The 19,965-nt window shown below is 44.8% G+C and carries 11 protein-coding genes; all 11 read right to left on the bottom strand.

The annotated features are described in order from the left end of the window. Nucleotides 1-84: 84 nt before the first annotated feature. The gene (locus tag ACFQ21_RS17725; RefSeq protein WP_377580618.1) at nucleotides 85-1,212 is read right to left on the bottom strand and encodes an efflux RND transporter periplasmic adaptor subunit; all 1,128 of its coding nucleotides are present in this window, start codon (nucleotides 1,210-1,212) and stop codon (nucleotides 85-87) included. After that, nucleotides 1,199-4,429, bottom strand: coding sequence for an efflux RND transporter permease subunit (locus ACFQ21_RS17720; RefSeq protein WP_377580617.1), 3,231 nt, complete (start codon nucleotides 4,427-4,429; stop codon nucleotides 1,199-1,201). Before ACFQ21_RS17720 ends, ACFQ21_RS17725 begins: the two co-directional genes overlap by 14 nt. Then, nucleotides 4,426-5,880 (bottom strand): TolC family protein, encoded by a 1,455-nt coding sequence (locus tag ACFQ21_RS17715; RefSeq protein ID WP_377580616.1) that lies wholly within the window; start codon nucleotides 5,878-5,880, stop codon nucleotides 4,426-4,428. Before ACFQ21_RS17715 ends, ACFQ21_RS17720 begins: the two co-directional genes overlap by 4 nt. A 395-nt stretch (nucleotides 5,881-6,275) precedes the next feature. After that, nucleotides 6,276-7,175, bottom strand: coding sequence for a helix-turn-helix domain-containing protein (locus tag ACFQ21_RS17710; RefSeq protein WP_377580615.1), 900 nt, complete (start codon nucleotides 7,173-7,175; stop codon nucleotides 6,276-6,278). Nucleotides 7,176-7,337: 162 nt separating this feature from the next. Then, complete coding sequence (locus ACFQ21_RS17705) at nucleotides 7,338-8,543, bottom strand: PepSY-associated TM helix domain-containing protein (protein ID WP_377580614.1); 1,206 nt, start codon at nucleotides 8,541-8,543, stop codon at nucleotides 7,338-7,340. A gap of 16 nt (nucleotides 8,544-8,559) precedes the next feature. Further along, the gene (locus ACFQ21_RS17700; protein ID WP_377580613.1) at nucleotides 8,560-11,013 is read right to left on the bottom strand and encodes a TonB-dependent siderophore receptor; all 2,454 of its coding nucleotides are present in this window, start codon (nucleotides 11,011-11,013) and stop codon (nucleotides 8,560-8,562) included. A gap of 644 nt (nucleotides 11,014-11,657) precedes the next feature. Then, entirely contained in the window at nucleotides 11,658-12,188 is a 531-nt protein-coding gene (locus ACFQ21_RS17695; RefSeq protein ID WP_377580612.1) for a hypothetical protein, read from the bottom strand. Nucleotides 12,189-12,256: 68 nt separating this feature from the next. Further along, the gene (locus ACFQ21_RS17690) at nucleotides 12,257-13,666 is read right to left on the bottom strand and encodes a hypothetical protein (RefSeq protein WP_377580611.1); all 1,410 of its coding nucleotides are present in this window, start codon (nucleotides 13,664-13,666) and stop codon (nucleotides 12,257-12,259) included. A gap of 246 nt (nucleotides 13,667-13,912) precedes the next feature. After that, nucleotides 13,913-16,102 (bottom strand): patatin-like phospholipase family protein, encoded by a 2,190-nt coding sequence (locus ACFQ21_RS17685; RefSeq protein ID WP_377580610.1) that lies wholly within the window; start codon nucleotides 16,100-16,102, stop codon nucleotides 13,913-13,915. A 133-nt stretch (nucleotides 16,103-16,235) separates the two neighbouring features. Further along, the gene (locus ACFQ21_RS17680; RefSeq protein WP_377580609.1) at nucleotides 16,236-16,745 is read right to left on the bottom strand and encodes a hypothetical protein; all 510 of its coding nucleotides are present in this window, start codon (nucleotides 16,743-16,745) and stop codon (nucleotides 16,236-16,238) included. Between the two features lie 293 nt (nucleotides 16,746-17,038). Next, nucleotides 17,039-19,603 (bottom strand): alpha-L-arabinofuranosidase C-terminal domain-containing protein, encoded by a 2,565-nt coding sequence (locus ACFQ21_RS17675; protein ID WP_377580608.1) that lies wholly within the window; start codon nucleotides 19,601-19,603, stop codon nucleotides 17,039-17,041. Nucleotides 19,604-19,965: the final 362 nt, after the last annotated feature.

Below are 19,965 nucleotides of genomic sequence, written 5' to 3'. Positions count from 1 at the left end.
CCTAAAAAAACAAAAGCACCCGCTGTCCCAAAAACAACGAGTGCCCTTAAAAAGAATCTTACTTCCTATTCTTACTTCTTACCTCTAATTCTTAGCAGCCGCCACCGCAGCCCCATCCCTGATCTCCTCAGAACCCGTTGTAACAATTTTATCGTTCACGTTCAACGCTCCGAATATCTCTGTTTTTCCTTCTGCCGACCGGCCCGGTTTTATTGCTACACGTTCTGCTTTTCCATCGGTGATGCGAATTACAAAAACGCCTTCTGCTGTATTGATCACAGCTGATTTCGGAACAATAAACGTACTGTCACGAGCCGGCAGTGGTATCGTAACATCGGCAACCATACCCGGCATTAATTTCTTATCGTTGTTATATACATCCATCTCCACACGTTCTGCACGCAGGCGTACATCGAGTGCTCTCGCCTGACGTTTTACAGTAGCTTTGAATGTACTTTGTGGCAATGCCTTTACACGGAACTGCACTTCATCATTCTGCAACAGGTACGATGTATAGGCTTCCGGCACGGATACCACCAGGCGCAAATGTTTCTGTTCCTGCAATGTAAATAACGGATGCTCAGATCCTCTCCCGGAAGGACCAACATACGCACCCGGGTTGATGTTACGCGCAGTGATCACACCACTGAACGGTGCGCGCACTTCGAGGTAATCAAGACTATTGGTTACTTCGCGATAGCTTGCTTTCGCTGCCTGCAATTGATCGTAGTCCGAACTCATGCGCGCATGTGCCTGATCAAGATCATTCGGAGATATAGTGCCGGGTGTTTTACTGGTCTCGAGCAGGCGATCGTAACTTGCTTTACTCGCTTTGTAAACAGACTCCTGTGATTTCCAGCGAGACTCTGCTCCTGCCAGGCGCGAACGGATCTCCGGTGCATCGAGTGATACCAGCAATTGTCCTTCCTTTACTTCTGATCCTACGTCAACATATAGCTTCTTTACAAAGCTCGTTTCGTGTGCATAGAGATCAACTTGTTGAAACGAGAATAACTCTCCCGGTATTTGTATCTCGGTAGACAGTAATCCTTTCTCGAGGGAAAATGTTTCTACGGTTGGTACCGATGGCGATGCTGCCTTTTGACCGGAAGCATTTCCTTCAGAGGAGTTGCAACGACTGAATAGAGTTATCAGCAGGGCTACACCTAAAGTTGTTTTAAAAAATTGTATCGATTGGTTATTTCGTTTCATACGCTGAAGGTATATAATATTTACTGTCTTTATCTTCCGGATCAAGTGATACTGATTGTGTAGTTGTTTTTTCCTGTAACCAGGCAAACACGAGTGGCAGTATAAATAGTGCCGCGAGTGTAGAGGCAAATAGTCCACCGATTACGGCACGCGCCAGCGGAGCCACCTGGTCTCCACCTTCACCGTGTCCAATGGCCATCGGTATCATACCGGCAATCATCGCTATACTCGTCATAACGATCGGACGCATGCGAAGGGCTGCGGCTTCTTTTGCAGACTCCCACGCGTTGGCATTCGTAAGACGAAGCTGTTCTGCATTGGTGATCAACAACACCGCATTGGCAATGGATACACCTACCGACATAATGATACCCATATAGGACTGCAGGTTAAGCGTTGATCCCGTTATCAATAACACCAAAAGCGCTCCTAAAATCACAGCCGGTGCTGTTGTTAATACGACTAACGATACTTTGAACGACTGGAAATTTGCTGCCAGCATCAGAAAGATCACCACGATCGCCACCAGCAAACCAGATTGAAGACTGTCCAATGTTTCAGTAAGCACCTGGCTGAGACCAATAGTCTCAATGGTAAGTCCGCGTGGTAGTTCGCCTAATGAGCTTAGTGCTTCCTGTACATCCGTTGTTGCTGTGCCGAGATCTTTGTTCTGCAAGTTCGCCGTAACAGAAAGTATAGGCATGGCACCGAGGTTATCGTTCTCGCCATATATAGTATCATTCTCAATCGTGGCAACATCACCTAGCACCGGACGTGTTGTATTTCGCAACACCGGTATCTGTGATATATCACTTACCGATGTCATTTTGTTTTCAGGAACCTGCACCTGTACACTATAACTGAGACCTGCTCTTTCATCAAGCCATACATTTTTCTCGGTATAGCGTGATGATGATGTTGAAGCGATCAGCGAGCGAGATATATCATTCATATCGATGCCCAACTGCGCTGCCCGAACACGATCTATATTGATGTTCAATGCCGGGTAATTAATAGGTTGAGCAATCTGCACATCGCGCAGGTACGGTATGGCTTTGAGTTTCTCTACAACCTTTTTGGCATAAGCTTCATTCTGCTTTTTGTTACGACTGCCGATCCTTACTTCGATTGGCGTTGGTGAACCCTGACTCAAAATTTTATCCGTGAGTTCAATCGGCTCGAACGATATTTTTACATCCGGCATTTTCTTTTCCATTTCAGCACGGAATTTTTCTTTCAGCTCATCCATGGTGCCGCCAAAGTCTTCCTGCAAACTCACCTGCCATACAGCTTCGTGCGGTCCGCTGGTGAATAGATATATAGGGCTGATGGAGAACTGTCCGGGATGCTGACCTATATAGGCGGAGCTGATAGCAACTTTATCTTTACCCACCATCGACTCGAGTATCGATACTGCGCTGAGTAATCGCTCTTCGGTGCGTTCAATACGCAAGCCATCAGGTGCACGTAATCTCACCTGGAACTGACGTGAATTTACTTTTGGTAAAACATCACGTCCGATCGTGGAAAGCAACAGTGCAGTTATACCAATTACTACAATAGCATATACTATAACAATCGGTTTACGGAAGGGAAACAACCGCTGCAGGAATGACACAAAGCGATTTCTGATGCGCTCAAAGCGTGACACCTTTCCGCCTTCCGCATGTTCCAGCATGTGTATCTTCTGCTGGCCTGCATCGAGTGTAGGATCGTATTTTATTTCCGGATGTTCCTTCGCATGATCCTTCATTAACCAGTTCGCCATTACCGGCACAAAAGTCTGAGACAGTAAATACGATGTTATCATCGAGAACCCGATGGCCAATGCCAATGGCAGGAACAAGGAGCCAGGTATACCTTTCATCGAGAAAGCCGGAGCAAACACAGCGAGTATACAAAAGAGGATGAGCAGTTTCGGGAATGCTATTTCTTTACAGGCATCCCATATAGCCAGCGCCTTCGGTTTACCCATGCCCATGTGCTGGTGTATATTTTCGATGGTTACGGTGGACTCATCCACCAATATACCGATGGCGAGTGAGAGACCGCTCAACGTCATGATGTTAATGGTTTGCCCAAAGAGTTGCAGGAACAAGACACCGGAAATAATTGACGTTGGTATGGTGAGAATTACAATCAGGGCTCCGCGTAAATCTCCGAGAAACAACACTACCATCAATCCGGTTAATATAGCACCGATGATACCTTCGCTCATCAAACTCTTTACGGCATTGATAACGTATGTAGACTGATCGAACTCATACGAGAGTTTTACATCTTCAGGAAGTTGCGCCTGGAAGCGCGGAAGATTTTTCTTCAGGTTCTGCACCACTTCCCAGGTAGAGGCATCGGCAGACTTCGCTATATTCAAATATACCGAACGCTTACCATTTACCTGCGCATAGCCCACGGTTATATCGGCCGCATCTTCCACCGTAGCAACATCGCCCAGGTAAAGATTCTGCACGCCACCTTTGAACAACGGTATCTTTTCAAAATCCTTAACCGTTTTGATCGTGGTGTTGGTTGGCGTCATATAGTTATAGTCTCCTATGCGTACGTTCCCCGAAGGTGTAGTCTGGTTGTTTAACCGCAGTGCCTCCACCAGCTGATCGGGTGTAAGATTGTGCGAACGCATCAGATCAGGATCAGCTTTGATAACGATGGTACGTAAATTTCCCCCGAAAGGAGGCGCAGCAACGAGTCCGGGTATAGAAGTAAAGGAGGCCCGCACATATACGTTGGCAAGATCCATCAACTCGTTGTTGGATCGTATAGGGCTACTCAACACCAACTGTCCTACCGGCAGTGTTGATGCATCAAATCGTATAATGAACGGTGGTTGCGACCCTGGTGGAAATATAGCTTGTATCCGGTTGGCAAAGGCACTTAACTCGGCAGCCGCCTGCGCCATGTTGGTACCCGGATAGAACGTAATTTTCATGAGGGTAAGTCCCTGTATATTTCGTGTCTCGATGGTTTTTATACCGTTCACAAACAGCATGATGTTGATATACTGTTTACCGAAGAACGCTTCCATCTGCGAAGGTGTAAATCCTCCGAAGGGGTGAGACAAGTAAATTACCGGCAGATTCATCGCGGGGAATATATCTACCTTGATGGTACGCACAGCGTTGATCCCGAAGAACAACATACCGGCTACCAATACCAATATGGTAATAGGTTTACGAAGTGCTGATCGTATTAAGTTCATTGAGGTTGAGCCTGGTTACTGAATAAATTAAAATCGCCTGAAGCCGCAGCTTTCTGTAAAAGTGCCTGCCATACGTTGAGGTACGCTACACTTCTGTCTATTTCAGCACGGTTCAGCGCATATATAGCCTGTTGCAAATCAACAAGCGTGGTAAGTCCGTTTTTATAGAGTACACTTTTCTGTGTATAAGCATCGGATGCTGCCTGGTATTGCAGCGGTACTTCACGAATGCTTTGTAAACTATTCTCGATACGTTGATCGGCCAGTATCAACTCGTTCTGAAGTTGTACGGAGATCTGATCGTATTCATTCCTGTAGGCTTCACTGATAAAACGCTGGGAGCGCGTTTGTTGTTTTACCTTTAGCGGGCTCATCAGGTTCCACGACAAGCTTACACCGGCTACATAATTGAAGCGTGATGGATCCACGCCATCGGAGTAACGTTGTGAGTAACGATCCGAATACTGCGGAGTATAATTATAGTCAAACCCTGAGGCACGCGCCTGATATATACCGAAGAGCGTTACACCTGGCATTATACTTTTCTTCACCAGCGATGTAGTCTTCTCGGCCTGGTTGATACGCGCCTGGTAAAATTTTACCTGCGGGTTTTGCGCGATCACAGCATCGGTAGTAAATATAGTCGGCTCACGCGTAAAGAAAGATGTATCGAGTACAGCCTGCAGTCCGTTGAGTGCGAGGAGTTGTGCCAGTTGATTGCGTACCTGTTGTTCGTTGTTACGCAGATCGATAAGCGATAATTTAGCACGCGATACTTCTGCATTGGCAAGCGCTGAATCTACACCGGGATTTAATCCGGAGAGCGCACGCGCTCGTACCGTTCGCTGTACAATTTCAGCACGGATGAGATTAGACTGCGCACTGCGCACCAGTTGTTGTGCGATGAGTAAATTCAGGTATGCACCGGATATTTTTATTTTGTGTACGAACTCTTCCTGCGCAAGGTCAGCCGAGTCGCGCGATACTTGTGCTTTCGCAGCCTCAATGCGCGAGTGTACACGACCGAATGTAAATACCTCCCAGTTCATGTTGACTATATATAGCGCGCCAAACGCTGCGTTCCAGTTTTGCTCCTGGTATACCGGACCTGCCGAAGCAACACCTAGTACACCGACTGCTCCCAGCGGGCCGAACTGTCCATTAACCGTTCCATAGTTCTGTTGTACAGAAGCGATAACGTTGGGAAGATATTCGTTACGGGTATTGCGTGTCAGTGCTTCCGATGACTGCACGTAGTTTCGCTTGGCCTGTATACGCTGAAAATTCTGCACGCCTGTTTCAAGCGCCTGCCCCAGCGACAGCGGCTGCTGCACTTCCTGTGCACGAATGTCCGTCAGTAAAAAACAACTTACCATAACGATCACCATTCTTCGTGCACCTACAACGAAGGCCGGTGGAGCGGTCATGACCGCGCGCTTTTCATTTTGCATTGGTATATATAAATCAGAAAGTATATGAAAAAGATTTGGCGTATACCCAGTACGTTGCAGCAAACGTTTTCTGCTCGTTGGATTGGTATGAATGGAGGCATTTGTAACTTGACTATCAAGAATTGTCTTAACCATTCGTTTGTTCTATAACAAAATACTATAACCAAATAAAGTCTCGTAAAATTCAATGCTGCTGCTGATAGGTAACGGGCTGTTGCAAAAATTATATATAGCGCGCAATGTCACCCTCAGATTTTACAGCATCGGTAATCCGTAGTTTAATTCCAGGAGATTTAGGTGACAGGGTCTTTCAGAGATTGCTCCTGTGCAAAGGTATGTGCCGGCTAGGCGCTCAGGCTTATGGATTTCAAACTAAAAATTATAAAATTCAAACATTACTTCCGGAACGAACGTGGCGTTAGCGTTGTCTGTTTCTTGAAAAAATTGTTGAAGTAGGCCGGATATTCAAAGCCCAGACAATAGGCAATCTCGGCAACACTCCAGTCTGTATGCATCAATAATGCCTTGGCTTCCTTCACAATTCTGCCGGTGATGTGCTCGGTGGTTGTCTTTCCGGTAACATCGCGTACGGCACGGTTCAAGTGATTCGGATGAATAGAAAGGTGGCTGGCGTAGTCATTTGCCGTGCGCAGTTTCAGTGAATGCTCGATGGAATCAACCGGAAACTGGCGCTCGAGTAATTCAATAAAGAGTGACGCAATGCGTGAAGACGCACTCGGATGATGATGCTGTGTATCCATCGGACGGAACTTCATCGCTTCGTGGATAACGAGGTTCACATAGGTACGCAGCAAGTCATACTTATATATATACTCTGAATCGCGCTCTGCGAGCATTTTTTCAAAGATTGCGCACAGTTCTACCTCTTGTTTCTTGTCGATAAAGAATACCGGGCTTCCCCCGATCTGGAACAACGGAGACTCCAGGATGCTTACATTTCCCTGGGCATGAATAAAGTCTGCCGTGAACAGACAAAAGTATCCGCCTTGTTTTTCGGATGTTGCCTCCCAGGCATAGGGCACCTGCGGATTAAAGAACACCAATGCCGTACGATCGATCTCAATCGTTTTATCGGCATAGTATAGATTACCCTGCCCGATGATCAGCGATATCTTATAATAGTCTCTCCGGTTATACGGAGCATAGCGATTGCATGAATCGCGCGAGTTTACATTAAACGCCCCCAAAGCCTGATGAGGCACTGCCCCGGGTTGTGTTTGATAGATGGCCGGATAGCGCTTGTAAAAGTCTGCCAAAGTCTCGCTTCTCTGCATGCTGCAAAATTATAAAATTCAAATAGATATTTGCACGCAGTATGGCAGGAGAAAAAAGCATGACGGGGGTTATTGCCTGCCGGCAGTACGAAATGAACAATAGTGAGTTGGGGCCTAAAGGATATAAAACGGGAACGATGGATATAAAACCTGTTGAAAGGTTCATGTGAGTTGTCGCGAAGCTATACGCGGTCTCGGTTTTGTTTTTACAGAAACCGGCTGAGGCGATGCCGGCACCTGCTTTTTATTCTTTCTTCCCACCCATAGAATTACTCCGGTAACGGGTAATGACGCACACACCAGGCTTACAATCACCGCCAATATCTGGGTTGGCCAGCCGTATAGTTTACCGGTATGTATATAATAATTTGTGTTTCGCCACTTCATACCGGTGCTCTTGTCATCCTGTAGTATAGCTTGCTGAACGTTACCGGTAGCTCCGTTGTAATATATATAGTCACTGTCAGTCCAGGCAGAAGAACCGTCATAGTGTACAAACGCTCCTACCCGGTTATTCTTTTTGGTCGGAAAGTTTAGTGTGATGCGTTCAAAGCCTTTCTCGTATCGCTTCAGTGCATCTTTCCAGGCGCGTGTTATACCCTGGTTGGTAGCGGTATACGTAGTGTCGCGCTGCGTAAGGAAGGCAGCGTCTTTCTTGGATGAACCCAGCATGGCATAGATACCATTCTCCCACCAGTCGAACGACCACACCAAACCTGTGGTGGCAATCAGCATCGCGATCAGAAATACATAGAAACCAACTACACTGTGCAAGTCATAATTTACCCTTTTCCAGCGCGCCTTCCATTTTACTACGAAACGCTGTTTCCATTGAGCAATGCGTTGTGGCCACCACAATACAATACCGCTGATGAGAATGAAGAGGAAGATAAGCGTAGATGTACCGACAATCATATTACCGATGTCGCGTCTCAGCATCAGGTTCTGGTGAATGCGTCTTGTAGCATAAAAGAATTCGGTCTCCTTATTTACTACACCGGTTACAGCACCGGTATAAGGATCTACAAAAACCTGGTAGTAGTATGCAATCTCATCCTTGTCCCAGATGCTTTTGCTCTTGGCATCCCGTTCGAATGCAGAGAAGCAATACGCGCGATCGGATGAACCTGGTATAAATACAACATTAACATTTTTATCCGCACCAATTGTGTTCTGTGCAATAGCCTTAAGATCGTTAATATCACGCAACGTTTTGCCCGGAGTAACATACACTATATCCGGGTGAAATACACGGAACAGTTCTTCTTCAAAAACAAAGATGGCACCGGTTATACTAACCACGAATACAACAAGCCCGCTGATAATACCAAGCCACCGATGAAGAAAAAGAAGAACTGCTTTTACCATGTCTATATCTATAAAATCAGAATGTATAGCCTATTGTTACAAGAAAGTTTCTTGGTTTACCGGGGAACAGACGAACGTAATCATATCCGCCCACCCAGTACGTTTTGTCAAAGATATTATTCATATTGAATTGTACGCGAACTTTATTTACCGTGTAGTAAAGTCCGGCATCAACCAATATATAGCTTGGTACAGTTTGATTGGCGTTAATACTCAGCACACGCTCGTCTATATAGTTAGAACCGAGACCAAAGCCGAGTCCTTCAAATGCACCGTGTGAAATCGAATAACGTGTCCAGATGCTCGCCGTGTTTTTAGGTGCGTTCGGTTTCTGACGACCAACTTCTGCTTCCACAGGACTCTCTGTAATATGTGCTACGTTGTGAGAATAGGTAGCCAGTATGCTCCAGTTTGGTGTGATGTGACCCACGGCATCAAACTCAATACCTTTTGATAATTCTTTACCAACTTGTCTCAAGAGGTCCGGGTTGGTAGCATCGCTTGCATTATATAGTGTATTCTTCTGCTCGATGCGATATACACCTACCGTCACCGCCAATTGCTTATTGAACCATTCGCTCTTCGCCCCGGCTTCAAACATGTTGCTCATGAGTGGATCAAACGGACCACCTGCATTGGGATTCGAAATAGACGAAGCCGTTTGTGGATTGTAACCTTCCACATAAGTTCCATACAGGTTGATCTGTGGCAGTAACTCGTATACCAGTCCGACACGCGGCAGGAATGCTTCCTGTCTTACTTTCTTCTCGGTGGCCTTCAGGTAATTTTCTTTGTCTATATACTTCTCATAACGGAAGCCCAGCAATGCCTGAAATTTACCGAGCTTGATCAGGTCCTGCGCATATATACCATGCAATTCATAGAATGTAGGATCGAACGAACGCGGTGTAAAGAAATACTTGCTGATGTCTTTTAATAATTGTGAACCGATAGGATCTGATAAATTAAAGTGCGCTGCATTCGGTACCGGATTACCATCTTTATCCAACAGGTAATTCGATTTCTTCGCAGGGTTGTAGGTCGCTATAAATCCATTATTGGCAGCATTGCGGTAGCCACTCGCTGTTAGCTGCGAACCGCCTGTAGGAACCTGGTCTTGTGAGTAATCATAGCCGACCAGCATTTTGTGCTCCAGGGCACCCGTTGTAGCGGCATAGTTAAAGAATACCGATACGTTATCAATATAGCGTCTGCGTTTTCGCTGGAAAACCTGCATCGCCACTTTGTCTTCAATAATAGCACTGTCGCCATCCACAGCATACCCATTGGCACTGCGGTGCTCGAGCAGATCTTCGTTATAACCTGTCTTCAGATACGCCAGCGTAACCGATAACTTCTCTGTGAAATAATGATTGAGTGAAGCCGAAATGTTATAGGTATTCTCGTTGAGATAATCATTTGCTGAACTCAATGCACGGGATGTAGGTGTTGAGTATAGATCGTTGGTATTTACAGCCTGTCCGCGATCGAGCCTGCTGTTGGATTGATTGTAGATGATGTCGAAGTTCAGACGTGTCTTTTCCGTTGGTAAAAATGACACGGACGGAGCAATTACCAGGTTCTTGTCAAACTGTAACTCACGGAATGAGTTTGCATCTTCATAGCCTATATTTAATCGGTATAGTAAGGTACGCTCGGTGTTCATCGGACCAGTAAAGTCTGCGAGGGCACGGAACGTATTGAAACTGCCAAATGAAAAATCAAGAGACTTACGATTGTAGTCCAGCGGCTTTTTAGTAACGCGATTTAATACACCGCCCGGAGAAGCATTTCCGAAAAGTGCTGATGAAGGACCTTTCAATACTTCAACACGCTCGAGATAGTTCGCCAACGGCTGCTTCCAGAAACCGGAAGATGTACGCAGACCGTTCAGAAGTTGTGTGTTGCTCTGACCGTTGATACGAAAACCACGGATCGTGATGTCATCATAGAACGTGAACTGGTTTACCCCACTCATATTCTTCACCACCTCCCCTACACGCATCTGTCCCTGATCGCTGATAAGTTCTTTGGTAATAAACGATACAGATTGCGGAAGGTCTTTCGAATTCAACTCAGTCTTCGAGCCTACAAAAGAAGACGTATTCTTATACGATTGCTCTTTTCTTCCGATGATCTCAACCTGTTGCAATACATTCTTGCTCTCTGTGAGCGGAGCATCAACAACCGTTACTTCACCATCTGTTACCGTAACATCGCTATATATAGTCTCGAAGCCAACCATACTCACAGCGAGTCTGTATTGACCTGGCTTGATCGTGATTTCAAAATTTCCGGATGCATCGGATGATGTACCCGTTCGGTTGTCTTCCACGAGTATCGTGGCACCCGGCAACACCTGGCCTTGTGCATCTTTCACGGTACCTTTAATCTTACCGCTCTGCGCATAGGCTGATGTGCCGGCAAAAAAAAGCACTTGTATAAATAAAAGGGAGTAAAGATATTTCATGAGGTTACGACTGCTTGATAGTAGGTTTCTAATTAACAGCCGCAAATATTCACTCGCTCCGCAACGAAAACAAAGATTTTGCCTTACTCTTCAGAAGAATACCCTTACCCAGTGACAGGTATATACCCTCTACAGGTTAGAAGGTAGTGGATAGCGTGTATCTGCTATCCACCTGTGTATAGTAAATGAGTGTATGGGAGACACCCGGATTTCCAGACTTCGCATCAAACTTTTTAAAAGTAACCACACTGAGACCTCTTGCTATAATTGTAGAAGAAGACCCCACAGTTATTTCATAGTTCACTGAATCACTTATTGCCATCGGTATTCAAGGAGATTTTGTATTCTATCCACATAATACCACTCCATTACCTCCGGACAATTTTCATATTGCTTATAAGGCGCCTGAGCTTCCCGCAATGTCAAATTCGGATATGCCTTCTGAAGTTCGGATGCAATCAGGTCCAGGTAATTATAAAATATGGCAATATGATCATCGGTTGGAGTGTTTTTAAAAGAACCATTTGTCCTTATCAAAATAAGGAACAATAGCGTAAAGGCCTCATGGTATATAGTTGAGGCACTATATCCCTAAAAAATAGTGGATGTTTGGTGAAGAAGCGAGTTAGTATATATATGCCCAATCATCTGCCTTTTTCATTTTCAAACCACTCCATTTCAAATAGTTCTTCTATCTTGTGAAGATTCTCCCACTCTCCATTAGAGCATTCATAAACGCCAGAATATTTAAGAGTTCTTACTTTATCACCAGCGACTATCTCTATATAAGTACTCCCTAAATCTGTTACGCCACTATCTTTACAATCTTTAAAGAGCACACTTTCTTCCGGCAGTTCGAATACATGCATAGCTTTCAATTTGGTTAAAAAAAATTCAGCTTCTTCTGGTTTGCAGAGTTTTCTCGTTGTGATGTCCCTGGATATATAGTAGTCAGGGTCTTTCTTGATTTGTAACTCATCAAATATGCCTTCTCTTATTTCAATTTTCTCCCAGTGGCTCCCATGACGTGCGAACATTTTATACCATCCATGGTTATTATTGCCCCTTTTAAAAAAAGTGACACTAAATTGATAGCGTGATACAATGTATTGAATACTTCTATCTACGTCTGCAATGGTTGCATTTGAATCAAACTGAGGGTTTTCTCCATCCACTTTCGAGGAATTGCATGACGAAAAGCTTAATATTAATAGGATAAGGAAGTGATAACTCTTCATAATGATTAGTTGCAAGATGTTCCTGATATTTTACTACTATGCCGTCTGACGATGTCACGAAGTTGATCTTCTGTAATATTTTTTTTCTGTAGGATCTTATCATATAAGACTCCCCATTCTTTTTTATAATCCATCATCCCCTTTAAAATAAGTCCTTGAGCTTCGCGCAAAGTTAAATTAGGATATGCCTTTTGAAGCCCTGAAGCTATTAAATCGAGATAAGTGTAAAAAATAGAGATATGGTCATCTGTAGGGGTGTTTACAAAAAACCATTTATCCTTATCGAAGTAATGCACTATGGCATGAAAGGCCTCATGGTATATAGTGGAGGCAATATACTCCTGAGAAACATTGCTATTGAGCTTTTCTGTATTTAATTCTATAATGATGTCCACTATGCCATTATGTGACTCAACAGGTTCTGTCCAACCGTTTGCACTCTTCTTATCGTCATTTTTCATATCCTCTGCATCTCCCTCCCGAATGATCAGATTTACCTTGTCGTTCTTATTAAATATATCCTGTATCAGCTTATTATAACTACTCGCTATCGCTGGGTCTAATACTTTTTTGGCCACCATCTTCAAACAGGGATCCTTGAGGTAATTTTCAATACAGGCTACACATTTATCGCCTGCATAAAGATCATTGCCTGGAACTACTACAACCGGATTTTTCTTGACGGGCTTTACTGTACCGCTGTTGCTGCCGGAGCCACTGCGCGGGGCTGGTCCGTCTCCTATACCAACATAAGTTCCACCTCCGGCAGGTGGCACGCCCGTCATATCATCGCACCAGCCCCTGTTAAAAGAGAAGGTACAGACTTGACCAACCGCTGTTTTACGCTCGTACTGACAATGACATGGATAGTCTGTAACAACTCTGACTTCATATTCCGTAACACATACCTGATCAATGCTTTGTATACATTGATTGATGAGCTGCGTTCTTCCTCCTGAATATATAGTATCGCGGGTAAATGGAATGGAGAATTTACCAATTTGTTTCCCATCAAGATCAAACTGTTTGATAGTACCTTGAAAAGATCCATCAGCTTCCTGCGTACTATCCGGAATATAGCGGTATATATAACCGTAAAAGCCTTCCGCCTGTTTGGAGAGAATCAGGTTTTCATAATAAGCAGGAGAATCATCGGGCAACAGAAAGGTATAGTTGAGGATGCCGCTGTCGGGTTCTTCGTATTTGAAGAAGGCTCCACTGATCTCAAGACTGCTCACTCGTCCGTTGGCAGAACCTGTTTTTATTTTTGATAATAATTCCTGCACGCCCGTTTCGTGGTGGATGTCGGTCATGGTGATCTTCGGTTCCGCATCATTGGAAACAGGTGTCTCGTCATCACAGGATGCACTCAACAAAAAGAGCATGAGGAGCGCAAAGGCTAAATGCTTTCTCATAGGGTATAGATAAAGGTTAATAATGTTTAAACAGATGTAACGTTAAAGTGGTATATTTGCCAGGGACAACGGAAGTACACCTTTCTATACCTCGTACGCGCAATCAACACCTATACTTCCGGCTGTGTTATACCAAAGCTAGGTGGCGCGAAGTGCCTATATCAAGAGGAGATTTACACAGACCTGTACATAAAAAAAAGGTATATATACATCCGTATATATACTTAAAACGCTATCATTATATCGTTACCTTCCATTAAACTCCTGGCGGAGTCGCTTGTTCATACGCTGAAGATTGTAATCGGAGATAACCCAGTTCATCGGGTAATGAACACTGTCGCGTTTTATACCATTGCTCTTATAATCTTTATACAGATTTATATCCGGATCGATCACCATGTTATCGCGTTCGCGGAAGTAGTTGATGAGGCGCTGATCGTTTACGGTTGTCTGCGAGCTATAGGTATTCAATACGGTAAGCAAAGGCGCCCCTATATCATTGGTGAGCGGGTGAATCGTTTTCAGCTCAGCAGAATCCAACGGTGTGTTGGTAACATGTACCAAATGAAATTTCAGTTTATCGTAGAGCGGTTTATATACTGTGTCCTCCTCCATCACGCGTTGAAGTTCCTGTAGCATTTCGTGTACTACACCGGCTCCCGAATTATCAAAGTAGCCGCCATCAACAAAGTAATAATTCCGTATACTTCCTGCCGGTGAGATATAGGGAAAGCGTGCACTCAATATAGTGGCCGTGCTTAACCGGATGTCTCCGTAACCATCTTTGCCCGTTGAGTCTATCTCCGTTAACACATCCATACGATTACTGAAACTTGTCAATTTTACAGAGCTTACAACGGCCGGGCTACCGCCTTGCACCTCGGTAGTGTTCAAAAAGAGAATCGGTAATTTACCAGAAACATCTATCACTTCGCTCAGCGGTTTTCGGAACGCACCTTCGAGACACGAATCTGACGCATGCTCCATGACTTTCTCCAATGCAGCAGCACGATCGGTAAAATGTATCGGCACAACATGGCGCATCAGGTCAGAACCAAAGTAATGGGCAATACAGTACGTGAGAAAATCTGTACTTAAGAATTCCTGAGCACGTTTGGTAAGTTTTAGCTCACGGTTATGCTGTTTATTTTTCAGCAACGCATAGAACGTAACATTGCCTACACTCCCTCCGGATGTACCAGACAAACAAAGCAGGTGATTGGAAAAGACCTGCGTAGTATCTCTGCCGGGAAGATCTTCCCACGAAGCCAGTACAGAAGCCACCCAGTAGCCCGACCGTGATGCACCTCCATCGGACAGAATAATGTATACCGGGAACTCTGTTGACTGCGCTATGTCTACCTGACGGTCTTGTATCCACCGGTTGAAATACGTTTTGAGGTCAGGGCGTTCACCATATATATTCTCCTTACGTGTCTTCACCAGGCGCACGCGGTATAGCTCGGCAAAATCAAACCAGCCAATGATGATGATCCAGAGAACGATGAGAAAATGAAAATTGAAATTTCGTCTTACGGATTGATAGCCTACGAGGTTTGCCAACCCCACCAGTACACCAAACGTAAGTAACGCAAACGCAAGAGGGCCGATACGATCAGCCACTCCGACAAAGAATATAGTACAGGTAAAAACCAGTCCACCAATCAATGCAACGATGTTAAACGTTGTGAAATATAGCTGTTCAATACGATGTGATGATTTGGGTACTTTCAATACTTCGCGTCCCATGAACCGAACGTAATCACACTCCTGATCATCAATGCGATCATTCTTTTCTTTCTCATTGATATACCTTCTGCGAAGAATATAGAACCGCACGAGGAGTATCTCCAATAGAAAAAGTCCGAGACCGATGATGGGTAAGTAAAACTGGTGTCTCAAAAATGGTTCAACGTCACGGTGTGCCCAGCATAGCCAGAACATCAAAACAATTTTACTCAACACGATAAGTATGATCAGCCACTTGGTTACCGGGTAAGTATACCCTTCCGTCCAGAAGTGACTCAGCAAAAAATATAGCGTATTGTGCAGCAGCATGAAGCAAAGAATATAGCCTGCAGAAAGATCGAGCATGGTTGGCAACGCCAGTATACCCATCTGCAGCATAACCAGTGCATTGTAACCGAGCAGGCGCGGCACATGCCGGTAAAAAATTGCCGGTATCGTAACGCCTTTATTCACTTTCATATAGCTCACCAGCTTGGAACTATACCACACGAAGAACGACCAGACCAGTACCCCTACCGTTGAAAACACAAAAGGTCCCGGGTATTCTCCAAGCTGAATGATCAGGTCTTGTCCCTGCGGCAATTTCATCAGCAGGAAATATGCGGCCATAACGGATATCAATCCGGGTGCATAGAGCCAGAGTGCTTTGGGAAGGTACGTTAGAAAAACGCGCAACTGTGTAAACATGCCAAGGCTTCGGGTAAAGTAAAACGATCAGGCTATATTTCCATCAGCCTGTAAATCTACCCGCGAAGGTAATGGTTTATGTGAATTTTGAAATCACATAAACCGGTAATGCCTGTTAGAGGAAGTTGTTACGTCATACCTGCTGACGGTATGCGTTTGACTTACCGAAATAATAATGGTGCGTGAAGAACGACAGCGGTAAACCAATAGCGACAATCAGAATACCAATACCGATTGCTGCCTGCATGGGGCGTACCGGCAGCGGTGGAATTCTGGTAAGTGGTAAAAATACCAGGGTCATCATGATCCAGATGAAAATGCCGTATAGCATCCCCGTTGCAACCTGGCTTTGACGAAGAAAACGGAGACGAGGATATATAAAAAAGAATAACACCGTCCACCCCATGGCAATGCAATAGTGCATGATGAGACCCATCACCGCCAGGAACAACGCAGGCATTGATGTATCAAATAAAGCACTGGCTATATACCGAAAGATAGCAATGGGATTTTTTCCGGTAGCAACCACGTAATTGATGATGGCACCGGTAATGTCTAATGTACCCACCAGCAAGCCGAGCATGAGTACAATACGAACCGAGCTTTTACGAACCGGATTTTCGGATGAAAAATTCTGTAGCATAGATACAAAGCAGATGTGAAGGAATTAAATTACCTGTGATCCACTTATTGCTTTTCCAATAAAACGCTCAACAACTTTTATCTCCTCGGTTCATTGACAAGCAACGTCTTCAGCAGGGAGAACTAATTTAGTGGTAAATATTCTATTTACCACACACCCGACTATGCGCTATGAAAGTTTTTTCGTTATACTTCATTACCGAGGGTCGGCCTGATTTTTTAGAAGCTGCTTCGCATCGATGATTGTTTAAACGTCCACCCCAAATCCATCGTGCTCATATCCAAAAATTTTCCTTACTCCTGCCGGATACGCAATATGGTTACCGACCACGGTTTAAACACATATTCAAAGCTGTTCTTAAACCCGGTGAAATTTCGTTCTACAGGAATATACTGCAACGGATGTTCCAGCGAGTTCTCAGCCTGAGGAGCATCAGCAGAAAGTGTTAACGTCTTCCCTACTCCCGCTATAGCTTTCGCTGTCTTTACCTCGACAGCCGAGCGAACTGGCTCTTTGCCGGCATTGACCACCTTAACTATAATTTCACCGGTTCGTTCATCGGTACCGGCTATACTAAAAAATGTACGCGGCTCTTTATAGGTCATCAGTAATTTACCGTCCAGGTAGCATTCGATCGAAGTATAGCTTACGCGAAGTTCAACGGTATACCAACGGTTGGTCTCAACAGGTGTCTCAAGTGTAACGGGTTGTGTTACCATTGCATCAGCACCGTTCGTTACCATTTCAAATGCACTGACCCGATTCCACCAGGCACCGATGTGCGCACGCAGGTAATTATCATTGTCTTTGACAGCAATCGGAATCATAAAAGCATTCGGACCTCCTGTCTTTCGTGCTTTCAACCTTAAAGTATATACATCGGGAATTTTGTTTTGAAGGATAGCCATAGGCCACGCACCGTCTGCAGTTTGTGCTATTACGCTATCGCCTATTGTCCACTTTCCGCCTTCTGTTTTCCAATCGTTCTTGTGATTGATAAGATCGGCCGCATAAAGTACTTTATTATTTTTGTCGAGTATCTGTATATTCTTAAACTCGGCATAGGTATCCCACGTGCTCAAACCTATATTTCCGCTATACCGGGCCACCGGGGTTGACGTTGACGAATGAAATGTTAGTGAAACCGCTACATTCTCAGAAGCCTTGTGATCGTTCATCATTTTTATAGTATAGTACGATGTGCGCGCAAAGCTCGAAGCATTATCAAAACGAATAAGATTTACCGGCCAATCCGTATCATTAATATTTTCCAGCAAAGGTGCATAGCTGCTCATCGCGACAAGATCTCCATTGCGCTCCATTCCCATGATGAACACGGCATCGTTCAGCGCGGCCAGCATGTTGCCACTGCCTACACCACTGTTGCATGCATACTCACCTACATATAGTTTCCAGTCTTTGCGCGGATATTTATCATACCAGTCGTGATAGATCATGGGCCAGTATACGGCTTTATAGGCATGCTCATCAACTATATCGGTTTTGGTTACTGCATCGATCGTGGGTTTGTGTACATGTGCTATACCGGTGCTGGTGATTACTTCCAACTGCGGATATTTTTCTTTGATAGCCTTGTAAAATATATTGAACCGCGTAGCATAGCGCGTACCTACCTGTTCGTTTCCTACTTCTACATATCGCAACGGGAATGGTTGTGGATGTCCATTCCTGGCGCGCACAGCTCCCCACTTCGAATCCGCAGGTCCGATTGCATATTCAATGCCATCCAGTATATTTTGTACGAGTGCAGGAATTTTATCGTCCGGAAGAAATACACCGGATCGCATCTCGCACGATACACCGCAGTTAAATACATACATGGCATCGGCGCCTATATCTTCACAGAACTGCAAAAACTCATGATAGCCTATACCATCGGAAGACCAATATCCCCACGGACTATATGTACCGGGGCGCTCTTCTATCGGACCAAGTGATCGTTTCCATTCGGGCGCACTTTCCGTACTGATGCCTTCTACAAAACATCCACCGGGCCACCGTACAAAAGCTGGTTTCAGATCAGCAAGGTAATTGGCCAGATCAGGTCGCATGCCGTTGGGTCTGTTCTTGAATGTCCTGGCCGGAAACAGCGAAACAAGATCAAACCAGATCGTGCCGGGTGAACTCATCGTGAGATAAAATTTCGCTTTCGCATCGGAAGCGGTTGCCTTTACGGTACAGGTATATTTCCTCCACGAAGACTGCTTTACATTGTTGAAGGTATAGGATGCCAGTATACGACCATCGGACGCACGAAGTGATGCCGTAACCGCCCCTTTAAATTTAGGAGCTCGTATATATGTCGTAAGATTATACGATTCGCCCTTATCGACTCTGATTCCCCAGAACCCTTCGTTCACAACGGATACGCTATCCGCTTTTCCGGCTGAGTGAATGTCAACTTGTAAAGCATGCGGTGTAGCAGCATGAAGGGGCACTTTCGTGGATAATGACAGCGATGCCCGGGCGTTAGCTGCTGTTCGTAAAGACCACGCAGGCCACGGTGACTTTGGTTCCCACGGCATCTTCCAGTCGCTTACCTTATTCGAAGCAAAGTGTGATGTGCGGGGTGGTACAAGCCAACCGGAATCAAGTGTACAACCAGGGGGTATAGTGCTTTCTTCAAAACCTCTGTTCTGAATAAGTTCAGCATACAACCCGCCTTCTCCCCCGTGACTTATCTCTTCGAAAAATATACCATGTAACCTCGAAGATACTTTTGCCCCGGGATGCTGGGTATCAATCACCAGCGTTGCATCCTGTGCAATAGCATATAGGGGCAACATCAGACCAACAAAGTGTATCATCAACCTAAAACACAGCACGGAATGCTTCATAAATCCTGATTGTAAATGTGCATACTGATTTTGAATATATAGCCGGGGATAAAGAGAGAGGATTGCAATACCGATATGCTATACATGTATACTATCTGTAGATATAGCAGCCGCACGAGCGGCTGCCAATCCATTCTTCAATTAAACCAAACCAATAAATTCTACCCAATCTGTTGATCCTATAAAGTACGTTTTAAAAGCAGCCGTCTGTTTTACTGATATTGACAGGTGTTAATATTATTTTATCTCGTTCACCAGGTCGTGATCATTGGAAGTTTTTGAAGAACCCGGGTACGATGTGACATACCTTCTTCCTTCAATATTTTCCAGTAACGCATATAAAAACAGTCATGTTGGAACCT

Source organism: Ohtaekwangia kribbensis (assembly GCF_042676245.1).
Classification (GTDB): Bacteria; Bacteroidota; Bacteroidia; order Cytophagales; family Cyclobacteriaceae; genus Ohtaekwangia; species Ohtaekwangia kribbensis.
This window is presented reverse-complemented; position numbering and strand designations above follow the sequence as displayed.